The organism is Streptomyces sp. CB01635, assembly GCF_002803065.1.
GTDB lineage: Bacteria > Actinomycetota > Actinomycetes > Streptomycetales > Streptomycetaceae > Streptomyces.
The window spans coordinates 24,306-36,576 of sequence record NZ_NNBL01000043.1 but is presented as its reverse complement, the minus strand read 5'-3'; the positions used below and the strand labels follow the sequence as shown (position 1 = coordinate 36,576).

The 12,271-nt window shown below is 70.8% G+C and carries 15 protein-coding genes and 1 tRNA gene; 3 read left to right on the top strand and 13 right to left on the bottom strand.

The features are described 5' to 3' along the window. Nucleotides 1-51: 51 nt before the first annotated feature. The 8 genes from CG723_RS43670 to CG723_RS43635 form a co-directional block, all read right to left on the bottom strand. The gene (locus tag CG723_RS43670) at nucleotides 52-912 is read right to left on the bottom strand and encodes an RNA polymerase sigma factor SigF (protein WP_100599125.1); all 861 of its coding nucleotides are present in this window, start codon (nucleotides 910-912) and stop codon (nucleotides 52-54) included. A 246-nt stretch (nucleotides 913-1,158) separates the two neighbouring features. Continuing rightward, the gene (locus CG723_RS43665; protein ID WP_199842119.1) at nucleotides 1,159-1,998 is read right to left on the bottom strand and encodes an RNA polymerase sigma factor SigF; all 840 of its coding nucleotides are present in this window, start codon (nucleotides 1,996-1,998) and stop codon (nucleotides 1,159-1,161) included. A gap of 153 nt (nucleotides 1,999-2,151) precedes the next feature. Then, nucleotides 2,152-2,445 carry a Dabb family protein gene (locus CG723_RS43660; protein ID WP_100599123.1) on the bottom strand — a complete coding sequence of 98 codons (294 nt, stop codon included), beginning with the start codon at nucleotides 2,443-2,445 and terminating at the stop codon, nucleotides 2,152-2,154. Nucleotides 2,446-2,476: 31 nt separating this feature from the next. Continuing rightward, nucleotides 2,477-2,653: a hypothetical protein gene (locus tag CG723_RS43655; RefSeq protein WP_100599122.1), complete on the bottom strand. Its 177-nt coding sequence runs from the start codon at nucleotides 2,651-2,653 to the stop codon at nucleotides 2,477-2,479. Between the two features lie 211 nt (nucleotides 2,654-2,864). After that, a tRNA-Ser gene (locus CG723_RS43650) sits at nucleotides 2,865-2,949 on the bottom strand. A gap of 82 nt (nucleotides 2,950-3,031) precedes the next feature. After that, nucleotides 3,032-3,553: a tRNA adenosine(34) deaminase TadA gene (tadA, locus tag CG723_RS43645; protein ID WP_100599121.1), complete on the bottom strand. Its 522-nt coding sequence runs from the start codon at nucleotides 3,551-3,553 to the stop codon at nucleotides 3,032-3,034. Nucleotides 3,554-3,591: 38 nt separating this feature from the next. Then, a complete protein-coding gene (locus CG723_RS43640) occupies nucleotides 3,592-4,143 on the bottom strand; it encodes a tRNA adenosine deaminase-associated protein (protein WP_100599120.1) in 552 nt (183 codons plus the stop codon). A 153-nt stretch (nucleotides 4,144-4,296) separates the two neighbouring features. Beyond that, nucleotides 4,297-4,491 carry a hypothetical protein gene (locus tag CG723_RS43635; RefSeq protein WP_100599119.1) on the bottom strand — a complete coding sequence of 65 codons (195 nt, stop codon included), beginning with the start codon at nucleotides 4,489-4,491 and terminating at the stop codon, nucleotides 4,297-4,299. 96 nt (nucleotides 4,492-4,587) lie between these two features. Between CG723_RS43635 and upp the strand changes: the two genes are divergently transcribed. Next, on the top strand, nucleotides 4,588-5,223 hold the full coding sequence (upp, locus tag CG723_RS43630; protein WP_100599118.1) for a uracil phosphoribosyltransferase: 636 nt from the start codon (nucleotides 4,588-4,590) through the stop codon (nucleotides 5,221-5,223). A 35-nt stretch (nucleotides 5,224-5,258) separates the two neighbouring features. Here upp and CG723_RS43625 read toward each other — a convergent pair whose 3' ends face one another. Together CG723_RS43625 and CG723_RS43620 are read right to left on the bottom strand one after the other, a co-directional pair. After that, the gene (locus CG723_RS43625; protein WP_234374845.1) at nucleotides 5,259-5,903 is read right to left on the bottom strand and encodes a LytR C-terminal domain-containing protein; all 645 of its coding nucleotides are present in this window, start codon (nucleotides 5,901-5,903) and stop codon (nucleotides 5,259-5,261) included. A 101-nt stretch (nucleotides 5,904-6,004) separates the two neighbouring features. Then, nucleotides 6,005-6,301: a type II toxin-antitoxin system VapB family antitoxin gene (locus CG723_RS43620; RefSeq protein WP_003955420.1), complete on the bottom strand. Its 297-nt coding sequence runs from the start codon at nucleotides 6,299-6,301 to the stop codon at nucleotides 6,005-6,007. Between the two features lie 121 nt (nucleotides 6,302-6,422). Between CG723_RS43620 and CG723_RS43615 the strand changes: the two genes are divergently transcribed. Then, nucleotides 6,423-8,168: a helicase HerA-like domain-containing protein gene (locus CG723_RS43615; RefSeq protein ID WP_100599117.1), complete on the top strand. Its 1,746-nt coding sequence runs from the start codon at nucleotides 6,423-6,425 to the stop codon at nucleotides 8,166-8,168. A 62-nt stretch (nucleotides 8,169-8,230) separates the two neighbouring features. Here CG723_RS43615 and CG723_RS47195 read toward each other — a convergent pair whose 3' ends face one another. From CG723_RS47195 to CG723_RS43605, 3 genes are all read right to left on the bottom strand, one after another. Beyond that, on the bottom strand, nucleotides 8,231-8,383 hold the full coding sequence (locus CG723_RS47195; protein ID WP_199842118.1) for a hypothetical protein: 153 nt from the start codon (nucleotides 8,381-8,383) through the stop codon (nucleotides 8,231-8,233). A 69-nt stretch (nucleotides 8,384-8,452) separates the two neighbouring features. Then, nucleotides 8,453-8,809, bottom strand: a complete 357-nt coding sequence (locus CG723_RS43610) for a hypothetical protein (protein WP_159032690.1) — start codon at nucleotides 8,807-8,809, stop codon at nucleotides 8,453-8,455. A gap of 125 nt (nucleotides 8,810-8,934) precedes the next feature. Beyond that, entirely contained in the window at nucleotides 8,935-9,528 is a 594-nt protein-coding gene (locus CG723_RS43605; protein WP_100599115.1) for an HhH-GPD-type base excision DNA repair protein, read from the bottom strand. A 99-nt stretch (nucleotides 9,529-9,627) separates the two neighbouring features. Here CG723_RS43605 and CG723_RS43600 point away from each other — a divergent pair, with 99 nt between their 5' ends. Continuing rightward, a complete protein-coding gene (locus CG723_RS43600; RefSeq protein WP_100599114.1) occupies nucleotides 9,628-12,270 on the top strand; it encodes a GNAT family N-acetyltransferase in 2,643 nt (880 codons plus the stop codon). The last annotated feature ends 1 nt before the right edge of the window (nucleotide 12,271 follow it).

Genomic DNA, 12,271 nt, shown 5'->3' with positions numbered 1-12,271 from the left:
GGTCCGTCAATTCGGAACCCCGTCAACGGCACCGGCGGCGCGCACGGCGCGTCAGTCGGCGATCAGGCCTTCCCTGAGCTGCGACAGCGTCCGCGTGAGCAGGCGCGACACGTGCATCTGCGAGATGCCGACCTCCTCGCCGATCTGTGACTGCGTCATGTTCGCGAAGAAGCGCAGCATGATGATGCGGCGCTCGCGCGGCTGGAGCTTGGCGAGCAGCGGCTTGAGCGACTCGCGGTACTCCACGCCCTCCAGGGCCGTGTCCTCGTAGCCGAGGCGGTCCGCGAGCGAGCCCTCGCCGCCGTCGTCCTCGGGCGCCGGGGAGTCGAGGGAGGAGGCGGTGTAGGCGTTGCCCACCGCGAGCCCGTCGACCACGTCGTCCTCGGAGACGCCGAGCACCGCGGCCAGCTCGGGCACGGTCGGCGAGCGGTCCAGCTTCTGGGCCAGCTCGTCGCTCGCCTTGGTCAGCGCGAGCCGCAGCTCCTGGAGCCGGCGCGGCACGCGCACCGACCAGGACGTGTCACGGAAGAAGCGCTTGATCTCGCCGACGACGGTCGGCATCGCGAACGTCGGGAACTCCACGCCGCGTTCGCAGTCGAAGCGGTCGATCGCCTTGATCAGGCCGATCGTGCCGACCTGGACGATGTCCTCCATCGGTTCGTTCCGGCTGCGGAAGCGGGCCGCGGCGTACCGGACCAGTGGGAGGTTCAGCTCGATGAGGGTGTCCCGTACGTAGCCACGCTCGGGGCTGTTCTCGTCGAGTGCGGCGAGCCGCAGGAAGAGGGAGCGGGACAGGGTGCGGGTGTCGATGGCTTCGGAAGCCCCGGATACAGGCGGGCTGTGAAGCACGTCGGGCGCTGACGCGCTCTTGCTGAGCGTGAGCACCTTCGAGCTGCCCTGGACTGCGGACATGCCACCCCCTTGAGGTCGCGGACGGTCGCGGCGGGCGCTCCCGTCTGGAAGGAACGCAGCCTCCACCTGAATACCGGAGGCGGGGCTGCGGCAAACGCGGTTCCCGCAGAATGTCACATGTCGGCAACACGCTGTAGTGACATGTCGACATGGATGGGGTGAATCGGTGCAGGAAAAGGGGGGTGTGGCGGGGAACTGACGTATTTCGGCGGGGAAGTGCCGAGAAAGGCACTCCACTCGTTCCGGTTACGCCTCGATCCTGTTTGCGGATCGGAGCCGTGCGAAGCTTCTGGCCAGCAGTCTTGACACATGCATCTGGGAAACGCCCAATTCCGCGCTGATCTGGGACTGCGTCAGATTGCTGTAATAGCGCAGCAGCAGGATCCGCTGCTCACGCTCGGGCAGCTGAACGAGCAGATGCCGTACGAGGTCGCGGTGTTCGACGCCGTCGAGCTCCGGGTCCTCGTAGCCGAGCCGGTCGAGCAGGCCGGGCATCCCGTCGCCCTCCTGGGCCGCCTCCAGCGAGGTCGCGTGGTACGAGCGCCCCGCCTCGATGCAGGCGAGCACCTCGTCCTCGCCGATGCGCAGGCGCTCGGCGATCTCGGCGGTGGTGGGGGTGCGCCCGAACGCCGTGGTGAGGTCCTCGGTCGCGCCGGTCACCTGCACCCACAACTCGTGGAGCCGGCGCGGCACGTGGACCGTGCGGACGTTGTCGCGGAAGTAGCGCTTGATCTCGCCGACGACGGTCGGCATCGCGAACGTCGGGAACTGCACGCCGCGCTCGGGGTCGAAGCGGTCGATCGCGTTGATGAGCCCGATCGTGCCGACCTGGACGACGTCCTCCATCGGCTCGTTGCGGCTGCGGAAGCGGGCCGCCGCGTACCGCACGAGCGGGATGTTGGCCTCGATGAGGGCGGCGCGCACCCTGGTGTGCTCGGGAGTCCCCGGCAGCAGGTCCTTGAGCTGGGCGAAGAGGACCTGGGTCAGCGCACGGGTGTCGGCGCCCCGACTCTTCGCGGGCGGTGCTTGAGGCGCTGTACTGGCCGGCACGGTCAACGTCACCTCTGTCTCCGTCAGCTCGTCCATCAACTCATCCGTCAAAAGCGGTCATAGCATCACAAGACAGGTGCACTGTGTGCAAGCACCGCATAACTACGTGTTGAAGGGCAAGTTGGGGCATAGAGGCACAGAAAGGCCCTTCACCGTTCCGGTGAAGGGCCGCTTCGTCGTGCGATTCGCTCAGAACTCGTAGTCCGCGATCACCCACGTGGCGAACTCGCGCCACTGCGCGACACCCGCCTGGTGGGCCGGGTGCTCGATGTACCGCTTGAGCGCATCGGTGTCCTCGACCGCCGAGTTGATGGCGAAGTCGTAGGCGATGGGGCGGTCGGTGATGTTCCAGTCGCACTCCCAGAACGTCAGCTCCGGGATCTGCTCACCGAGTGCGCGGAAGGCCTTGACGCCCTCGACGACGCGAGGCTCGTCGCGCTGGACGCCCTCATTGAGCTTGAAGAGGACCAGATGGCGGATCACGGGCACTCCTTGCAGACGCTGACGAGGTCGCTCAGTTCCCGCCGCCGTTGACGACCCAGGTCATGAAGTCGCCGATGCTCTGAGCAGCGGACGAGACGCCCTCGAAGCCTATCTGGACGTAGTCCGCGGCCTTGGCCGGGTCGGTGATGATCACGTAGAGGACGAACACGACGACGACGAAGAGACCTATCTTTTTCGTCTGCACCACGCTCTGGCCTCCCCATTGCCCGCATCCCGTGTGGCCCCTGTGCCGGGCGTGAGTGTATCCCGGACGTCTGTTCAACCGGTTATCCGGTTTTCGACGCCAACGGCCCGGTGGGCGGGGCGTTTTGCCCGATCGGTCTGCGTGCGGCTGGACATGGCGGGACATGCAGAACGCCCCTCTTCTCCGGTGACCCGGGAAAGAGGGGCGTTGTCAGCGGTAGCGGTGGGATTTGAACCCACGGTGACTTGCGCCACACTCGCTTTCGAGGCGAGCTCCTTCGGCCGCTCGGACACGCTACCGAGAGAGATCCTAGCCCAAGTTGGGCCGTGGTCTGAAATCCGTATCCGGGAGCCCGTCCGGAGCGTTTTCCGGAGGCTCCGGCTAGCGGTCCCGGAAGAAGGAGGTGAGCTGCTGCGCGCACTCGTCGGCGAGCACGCCCTCGATCACTTCGGGGCGGTGGTTGAGGCGCCGGTCGCGGACGACGTCCCACAGGGACCCGGCCGCCCCGGCCTTCTCGTCGCGCGCCCCGTAGACGACCCGGTCGACCCGGGACTGCACGAGGGCGCCCGCGCACATCGTGCACGGCTCCAGGGTCACGACGAGCGTGCACCCCGTGAGCCGCCACTCCCCGAGCGCCGCGGCCGCCCGCCGGATCGCGAGCACCTCCGCGTGCGCGGTCGGGTCGCCGGTCGCCTCGCGCTCGTTGTGCCCCGAGGCGAGCACGGTCGTGCCGTCCGGGGCGAGCACGACGGCCCCGACGGGCACGTCACCGCCCTCGGCGGCGAGCCGCGCCTCCCGGACGGCGAGGCGCATGGCCTGCCGCCAGGGATCGCGTACGGGGTCCGGTGCCTGGTCTGCGGTGCTCACGGGCGGAATGTAGCCGACCGCGGCCGGCACCGGCATCGTCGTGGAGAAATGGACAAATGGTGGACGGGTGGGACCTATCGGACCGTTTCGAGGACCTCCGCCGCTCCCAGGACCTCGGCGATCTCGCTGAGGGCGTCGTTGGTGTCGAGGGCGAGGAGCTCCTTCTCGGAGACTCCGAGGTCGGCGAGGATCAGCCGGTCCCCGATCGGGCCCGGGGGCACGGCCTCGGCGGCGGGATCCGCCGCGTCGTCGTCCCCGGCCTCGTCCTCGTCGGCCGGGTCGGGCTCGCCGTCCTCGGTCCCGTCGAGATCCAGGGCGTCCAGCTCGTCCTGGTCGGGATCCTTTCCGAGCAGTTCGTCGGTGAGCAGGATCTCGCCGTACGAACTCCGGGCGGCCGCGGCCGCGTCGGAGACGTAGATGCGAGGGTCCTCCTCGCCGTCCACACGGACGACGCCGAACCAGGCGTCCTCCTGTTCGATGAAGACGAGCACTGTGTCGTCCTCGGCACCGGCCGAGGCTTCACGGGCCAGGTCGGTCAGATCCGACAGGGCCTCCACGTCGTCGAGCTCTGTATCGCTCGCTTCCCACCCGTCTTCGGTGCGCGCGAGCAGTGCGGCGAAGTACACCGTGACTCTCCCACTGGTCTCAGGTGTGCCGGTTGGGGTTCCCCCCGGCGGACTCGGGAGGCGGGGTGTGCAGTTCCGAGCCCCGCCCAATCGGAATCGTGGCAGAAACCATCGCTTCAGGAGAGGTCTTCCGCCCGCTGTGTTCGCGCGGCGTCACCAGCGGAACGTGCGCATGCGCATCTGCTGCCGCATTCGTGCCGCCCTGGCACGGCGTGGCCGGACCCGGTCGCGCAGCTCGCGCGACTCCGCGAGTTCCCGCAGAAACTGGGCCCGGAGCCGTCTGCGCCCGTCCTCGGCGTCCTCCGGCTCCGGGTCCTGTCGGCGGTCGCGCCGGCCCTGATCCGGCATAGACACACCACCCCCGGTCGGTCCTTCCGACTTTCCCTCCGATGGCGGGTTTGATGCCAGCACGAGGGCGCCCCGGACCCGGTTACTGTTGAGGACATGCGGATCCACGTCGTCGACCACCCGCTGGTGGCGCACAAACTCACCACGCTGCGCGACAAGCGCACCGACTCCCCGACCTTCCGGCGCCTCGCCGACGAGCTGGTCACCCTGCTCGCGTACGAGGCCACCAGGGATGTGCGCACCGAGCTGGTCGACATCGAGACCCCCGTCTCGGGCACGACCGGCGTGAAGCTCTCCTACCCGCGGCCCCTGGTCGTGCCGATCCTGCGGGCCGGTCTCGGCATGCTCGACGGCATGGTGCGGCTGCTGCCGACCGCCGAGGTGGGCTTCCTCGGCATGGTGCGTGACGAGGAGACGCTCCAGGCGTCCACGTACGCGACGCGCATGCCCGACGACCTCTCCGGGCGGCAGGTCTACGTCCTCGACCCGATGCTGGCCACCGGCGGCACGCTCGTCGCGGCGATCCAGGAGCTGATCAAGCGCGGCGCGGACGACGTGACGGCTGTGGTGCTGCTCGCCGCCCCCGAGGGTGTGGAGATCATGGAGCGCGAGCTCGCCGGTACGCCGGTGACGGTCGTGACGGCCTCGGTCGACGAGCGGCTCAACGAGAACGGGTACATCGTCCCGGGCCTCGGCGACGCGGGCGACCGGATGTACGGGGCGGCCGAGTAGCCACCCCGTACGGGATCTCGTTGCTTCGGTTCAGTTCAGCAGTGCTTCTTCGACGTGGCGGACGTCGGTGAGGTCTTGGCCAGCGCGGCCAGTGCCTTGTCGGCGTCCGCCTTCGTCGTGAGCTGCTTGAACGCGGTGCCGATGATCAGGTCGACCTCGGCCGGCTTGGCGCGGGTGTCGGTCTTCAGCTCGGCGCCGGCGAGCTGCGTGCCGAGGACCGGCAGCGCCGCGTCGGTGGCGGCCCTGGCGCCGAGCAGCAGCCCGGGGCCCTTGACCTTCTTGTCGTACGCCTTCGTCGCGTTGCCCACGTCGCCGATGGCGAAGCCGCGTTTCTTCAGCTCGTCCGCCGTCTGCTTGGCGAGGCCGCTGCGGGGCGTGGCGTTGAGGACGTTGACCGTGACCTGGCCGGGCTTCGGCAGGATCTTCGGGCTCGCCGAGGGCGACGCCGAGGTCTTCGTCCGGCAGTCGCCGGTGGCTCCCGCGGCCGAGGCCTTGTCACCGCCGCCGGTGAAGACGTCGATCAGCTGCAGAGTGCCCCAGCCGATCAGGCCGACCGCCACGACGGAGGCAACGACGGCGAGCACGATCCTGCTGCGCCCGCGGCTCCGGCGCATACGCGGGTATTTGTCTCCCGTGATGCGGTACTTGCCGCCCATGCCGGGGGGAGTGAGCATGCTCATGGGCGCAGCGTAGTGCGCCCCGGCGGTGATTCCTACTAAATGATCATTGGCCCACGCCGGGGACTACCCGAAAGGGTCAACGCGGGCGCGCGGCCCGCGGCTCAGCCCAGCTCGAGGACGCGGGCGTGCAGCACCTGGCGCTGCTGGAGCGCGGCGCGCACGGCGCGGTGCAGGCCGTCCTCGAGGTACAGGTCGCCCTGCCACTTCACGACGTGCGCGAAGAGGTCGCCGTAGAACGTCGAGTCCTCGGCGAGGAGCGTCTCGAGGTCGAGCTGGCCCTTGGTCGTCACGAGCTGATCGAGGCGGACCGGGCGCGGCGCGACGTCCGCCCACTGCCGGGTGCTTTCCCGGCCGTGGTCGGGGTACGGCCGGCCGTTTCCGATGCGCTTGAAGATCACACGGAAAGCCTACCGGGCCCGGCTCTCCGGGCGCAGCCATGGAGACGGAGTGCGAGTCTGGGAAATGACGTCCTAAACACGGGCAAACCGGGAACACTCAATCCGGGGACAGGGGCCAGAAATGAGTGACAGCGAGCCGATCCCGGCCGGGCCGGCGAATGCGAAGCCTTCATCAGGGGTAGGCGCGGGCGCCGGGTTGACGCCCGGAACCGCCGCTTCCTCAGCCCCGGGCGGGACAGGTGAAGCTTCCCCCACCGGGACCACCGGCCCCGAGCCCGTCACCACGGCCCCCGCTCTCCCCGCCCCCGCCCTGGAGATCGCCGCCGGGTACGCCTTCGCCGGGCCCGCCCTCGATCTCGGCGCGCTCGTGTGGGACGGCCGGTGCCTGCCGGACGCGCAGATCCGGATTCCGCTGGGGATGCTCAACCGGCACGGCCTCGTCGCGGGCGCCACCGGCACCGGCAAGACCAAGACGCTCCAGCTCGTCGCCGAGCAGCTGGCCGCGCAGGGCGTCCCCGTCTTCCTCGCCGACATCAAGGGCGACGTCTCCGGCATCTCGGCCCCGGGCGAGCCGGGCCACAGGGTGTCGCAGCGGTCGGCCGAGGTCGGTCAGGAGTGGCGGGCGACCGGATTTCCGAGCGAGTTCTACGCGCTCGGCGGCATCGGCTCCGGCATCCCCCTGCGGGCCACCATCACCGGCTTCGGCCCGGTCCTGCTCTCCAAGTGCCTCCAGCTCAACCAGACGCAGGAGCAGTCGCTCGGCCTGATCTTCCATTACGCGGACCAGAAGGGCCTCGAACTCGTCGACCTCAAGGACCTGCGCGCGGTCGTCACGTTCCTCACCTCCGACGAGGGCAAGCAGGAACTGAAGACCATCGGCGGGCTCTCCACCACGACGGCGGGCGTGATCCTGCGCGCCCTGACCGCGTTCGAGCAGCAGGGCATGGGCGACTTCTTCGGCGAGCCCGAGTTCGACAGCAGCGAGCTGCTGCGCACGGCCCCGGACGGCCGCGGCCTGGTCTCCGTACTCGAACTGCCCGCCGTGCAGGACAAGCCGCATCTCTTCTCGACGTTCCTGATGTGGCTGCTCGCCGATCTTTTCCAGGACCTTCCCGAGGTCGGCGATGTGGAGAAGCCGAAGCTGGTCTTCTTCTTCGACGAGGCGCATCTGCTCTTCAGCGGCGCGTCGAAGGCGTTCCTGGAGGCGATCACGCAGACCGTGCGGTTGATCCGGTCCAAGGGCGTGGGCGTGTTCTTTGTGACTCAAACGCCGAAAGACGTGCCGTCCGACGTCCTCGCCCAGCTCGGCAACCGGGTCCAGCACGCGCTGCGCGCCTTCACGCCCGACGACCAGAAGGCGCTGAAGTCGACCGCCAGGACGTTCCCCCACTCCGCGTACGACCTCGAGGAGCTGCTGACCTCGCTCGGTACGGGGGAGGCCGTGGTCACCGTGCTGAGCGAGAAGGGTGCGCCGACGCCGGTCGCCGCGACCCGGCTGCGGGCGCCCGAGTCGCTGATGGGGCCCATCGACGCGGCCGCGCTCGACAAGGCCGTGAAGGAGTCGGTCCTGTACTCGCGCTACGCGAACGCCGTCGACCGTGAGTCCGCGTACGAGAAGCTGACGGCCCAGGAGGCCGAGACGCAGGCGCGCAAGGACGTCGAGGCGCAGGCCGCGGAGGCGGAGAAGGCGGAGAAGGCGGAGAAGGCGGTGGCGCGGGGTTCTGGGGGGCGTGGGAAGCCCAAGGAGGACGCGTCGGTCGTGGAACAGGTGGTGGGCAGCGGGATCTTCAAGTCGCTTGCCCGGTCGGTCGGTACGCAGTTGGGGCGGGAGATCTCGCGGTCGCTGTTCGGGACGCGGCGGAGGTAACGGTCTCGGTGGTGGTCCCGGTCCCGCGGGTGCGGGGCCGGGACCTTTGTTGTGCGGGCGGCTCAGGTGCGGTCCTGCGGGTCCGTGTCCTGTGCCTTGTCGTCGGTCGGGGGCGTGGGCTCCGGGGTCTCGCGTGCGGGGCGTACGGCGCGACCGTCGCGTACCGCTTCGGCGCGCAGGAGGGCGCGCAGGACCGCGTAAGGGTCGATGGGCATGGGGGTGTCGTCCTTGTCGTGCGTGGGGGGTGTGCAGGCTCGGTCCGCCGGGAGGGCGGAGCCGGACTGTCAGCAGCGCAGGACGACGCAGCGCAGGGCGTTCAGGGAGTTGAGGGTGGCGCGGGGCGCACGGGGGCGCTCGGGTGGCGCGGGAGGGCGCGCGGGGAGCACGTGGGTGGCGCGTTCGGCGGGGAGGCGAGTGGCGTGCCCCGTCGGCAGGCGCAGCGCGGTGTCGGGGGCGTCCTGGTGGAGCTCGCCGGGTTCGGTGGAGGTGGACGCGGCGTGCGAGGGCGCCGCCTCGGCGCACGGGACCGTGGACGCGAACGCCGCGCCGAGCAGGGTGAGGAGGACGAGCAACGTCCGGGCCCACGCGGGCCGTCGCGCGGTGCGGCGGCCCGCGCCCGCTGGGGAGGCGCGCGTGCTCATGGACGTAAATGTCCCCCGGTGGCGCCCCGAAGACGATCAACGCGGACGAGATCCGCCCTCATGGGCTACGGGACGCGGCGTGTGCTGACGCGCGGCGGGACCTGCTTCGGGACCTGCTTCGGGCCCTACTTCCCCGCGGCCTTGGCCGCCTTCGCCGCCGCCTTCATCTCCTGCTTGTGCGCCCGCACCTTCGTGAGCGACTCGGGTCCCGTGATGTCGGCGACCGACCGGAAGGACTTCGCCTCGCCGTACGCACCCGCGGCCTCGCGCCAGCCCTTGGGGCGCACCCCGAGCTGCTTGCCGAGCAGGGCCAGGAAGATCTGGGCCTTCTGTGTGCCGAAGCCGGGCAGGTCGTTGAGGCGCTTGAGCAGTTCCTTGCCGTCCTTGACGCCGTCCCAGACGGCGCTCGCGTCCCCGTCGTAGTGCTCGACGAGGTACTGGCACAGCTGCTGGATCCGCTTGGCCATCGAGCCGGGGTAGCGGTGCACGGCCGGCTTGGTGGACAGCAGCTCGGCAAAGGCCTCGGGGTTGTGAGAGGCGATCTCGTGCGCGTCGAGATCGTCGGCGCCCAGGCGCTGGGCGATCGTGTGCGGGCCCGCGAACGCCCACTCCATCGGTACCTGCTGGTCGAGCAGCATGCCGACGAGCGCGGCCAGGGGGCTGCGGCCGAGGAGTGCGTCGGCGTCCGGCTCCTGGGCGAGGTGAAGAGTGGCGTCCATGTGTCGATGATCGCGCGGCGTGGGCCGGGGCGCACCCCTTTCCGGCTTAGGTTAGGCTGCCCTAATCTGCAGGGCGGGTGAAGGCGGGGCGGGGAAAGCGTGAGCGTCGAGGTCTACCGGGACGAGTGGGGCATACCCCACCTCCGTGCCGACAGCGCGCGGGAACTGGCCCACGCCCAGGGGCGCAACGCCGCCGCCGACCGGGCCTGGCAGATCGAGGTCGAGCGGCACCGCTCGCAGGGCACCTCCGCCGCCTTCCTCGGGCAGGAGGCCGCCGGCTGGGACCGGTTCGCCCGGCAGGCCCGTATCGACGACACGGCCCGGCGCTGCTACCGCGCGCTCGACGAGGAGACGCGCGGCTGGCTCGACGCGTACGTCGCCGGGGTCGACGCCGGACTGCGAGAACTCGGCGGTTCCGCACCGGAGTTCGCCCGCGCCGGCCTCGAACCGGGCCACTGGCAGCCCTGGACCCCCCTCGGCATCTGGCTGTCCACGCACATCCTGTTCACCGGCTTGCCCGGCAAGCTCTGGCGCGACGAGGTCGTACGCCGCATCGGGCCCGGAGCCGTCGGCCTCTTCGCCACGGACGGCCCCGGCACCTCCGGCAGCAACGGCTGGCTCGTCACCGGCGACCGCACCGCCACCGGCGGCCCCCTGATCGCCGGCGACCCGCACCGCTACATCGAGGCCCCGGGCGTCTACCAGCAGATACGGCTCGCCTGCCCGGATTTCGACGTCGTGGGCCTCGCCGTCCCCGGCGTGCCCGGCATCGGCCACTTCGGCCACACCGGAACCGTCGCCTGGGCGATCACCAACGCGATGGCGGACTACCAGGACCTGTACCGCGAGCGGCTGCGGCGGCTCCCGGACGGCGGCGTGGAGGCGTTCGGCCCCGACGGGTGGCGGCCTGCGTCTCGCAGCGTGGAGACCTTCGAGGTGGCGGGCGGGCGGCCGCAGGAGGTCGAGGTGGTCGAGACCGAACGCGGGACGGTCGTCATCGGCGGACCCGACGAGGGCGAGGGCATTGCACTGCGCCAGCCACCGCGCGTACGCGAGGACTTGGGCTTCGCCGCGCTGCCCGCCCTGCTCCGCGCCCGCACCGTCGGCGACGTGGACCGGGCCTTCGACCGCTGGGCCGAGCCCGTCAACGTCGTCCAGGCCGCCGACACCGAGGGCGGTCTCCTGCACCGCGTCGCGGGCGCCGTGCCCGAGCGCGACCCCGAGAACCTGCTCCGCGTCGTCCCCGCCCACGAGCCCCGGTACGCCTGGCGCGGCCTGCGCGAGATGCCCCGCGAGCCGGTCGGCACCGTCGCGGTCATGGCGAACCAGCGGGGCCTGGCCGCGCCCCTCGGCATCGAGTTCGCGCCGCCGCATCGGGCCGACCGTATACGGGAGTTGCTCGACGCGCGGGAGGAGTGGACGGCGCCCGGCATGGCCACCGTCCACACCGACACCCGCCTCGCCTCCGCCCGCCCGCTGCTCGACCTGGTGGCACGCCTCGACGGCCTCGGCCCCGAAGCGGCGGCACTGAGGAGGCGGCTGCTCGCCTGGGACCGGCACATGGACGCGGACAGCGCGGACGCCGCCGCGTACGCGCGGGTGCGGGCGGCGGTCGTACGGAAGCTTGCCGCGCACTCCGCGTTCGCGCCCCTCGCGGGGATGGGGGAGGCGTACCCGGAGGTCTTCCGGCCGTGGCTGGCCCTCGCGCCGCGTATCGCGTTCGCGCTGGAGACGCTGCTGACGACCAGTCAATTCCCTGATGTCGACCGGGAGACGGTCGTCCGCGAGGCGGTCGAGGAAGCCGCCGGGGCCACGGCGACCGGCGAGACCTGGGGCGACCGGCACCGGCTCGCCGCCTGGCGGGCACTCCCTGACGGCGATGAGGTCGGTCCGGGCCTGCCCGGCGACCACGACTGCGTCCTGTCCACGTCGAGCGTCCCCGGCGTCACCGACCTCAGCGCCCGCGGCCCGGCCGCCCGCTACGTGTGGGACGTCGCCGACCGCGCGAACAGCCTGTGGGTGGTTCCGCTCGGCGCCTGCGGGATCCCCGGCTCGCCGCACCGCCGCGACCAGCTTCCCCTGTGGCTGCGGGGCGAACTGGTCCCCGTAGTCACGGACTGGGCCCGCCTCACCAGAGAAGACCACCCTCATCAGGAAGACCACCCTCATCAGAAGGAGCACCGCGTGTACGAGCAGACCGTCGAAGGGTTCGGCACCGTCAGCGTCAGCCCGGTCGACCCCGCCGCCGACCTCGACGTGCTCCACGGCTGGGTACGCGAGGAGCGCGCCCGGTTCTGGGGTATGGAGGGCGCGAGCCGTGAGCAGGTGCGCGAGACGTACGAGCACCTCGACTCGCTCACCACGCACCACGCCCACCTCGTCCGCCTCAACGGCGAACCCGTCGCGCTCTTCCAGACGTACGAGCCCGAGGCCGACCGGGTCAGCGAGTGCTACGAGGTCGAGGACGGCGACATCGGCGTGCACTTCCTGATCGCCCCGGCCGGGGACGGCGCCGTCAGCGGCTTCACCGGAGCGCTCATGACCGTCCTCATCGCGTACGCGCTCGAAGGGCACGGCAAGCGGCGGATCGTGGTCGAGCCCGACGCGCGCAACGCGAAGGCGGTCGCGCTCCTGGAGCGCGCGGGCTTCGAACTCGGCCCCGAGATCGTGCTCCCGGAGATCGACCTGCCGGAGGTGTTTCTCCCGGAGAAGCGCGCCCGGATCGCCTTCCTCAAGCGCTGAC

What these genes read in the sequence shown, in the direction of transcription:
- CG723_RS43610 (WP_159032690.1), bottom strand. Translation starts at nt 8,809, where the DNA reads ATGAGCACGCGCGCCTCCCCAGCGGGCGCGGGCCGCCGCACCGCGCGA.
- CG723_RS47195 (WP_199842118.1), bottom strand. Translation starts at nt 8,383, where the DNA reads ATGCCCATCGACCCTTACGCGGTCCTGCGCGCCCTCCTGCGCGCCGAA.
- tadA (WP_100599121.1), bottom strand. Translation starts at nt 3,553, where the DNA reads ATGCCGGTGCCGGCCGCGGTCGGCTACATTCCGCCCGTGAGCACCGCA.
- upp (WP_100599118.1), top strand. Translation starts at nt 4,588, where the DNA reads ATGCGGATCCACGTCGTCGACCACCCGCTGGTGGCGCACAAACTCACC.
- CG723_RS43670 (WP_100599125.1), bottom strand. Translation starts at nt 912, where the DNA reads ATGTCCGCAGTCCAGGGCAGCTCGAAGGTGCTCACGCTCAGCAAGAGC.
- CG723_RS43625 (WP_234374845.1), bottom strand. Translation starts at nt 5,903, where the DNA reads ATGAGCATGCTCACTCCCCCCGGCATGGGCGGCAAGTACCGCATCACG.
- CG723_RS43635 (WP_100599119.1), bottom strand. Translation starts at nt 4,491, where the DNA reads ATGCCGGATCAGGGCCGGCGCGACCGCCGACAGGACCCGGAGCCGGAG.
- CG723_RS43665 (WP_199842119.1), bottom strand. Translation starts at nt 1,998, where the DNA reads ATGGACGAGCTGACGGAGACAGAGGTGACGTTGACCGTGCCGGCCAGT.
- CG723_RS43605 (WP_100599115.1), bottom strand. Translation starts at nt 9,528, where the DNA reads ATGGACGCCACTCTTCACCTCGCCCAGGAGCCGGACGCCGACGCACTC.
- CG723_RS43615 (WP_100599117.1), top strand. Translation starts at nt 6,423, where the DNA reads ATGAGTGACAGCGAGCCGATCCCGGCCGGGCCGGCGAATGCGAAGCCT.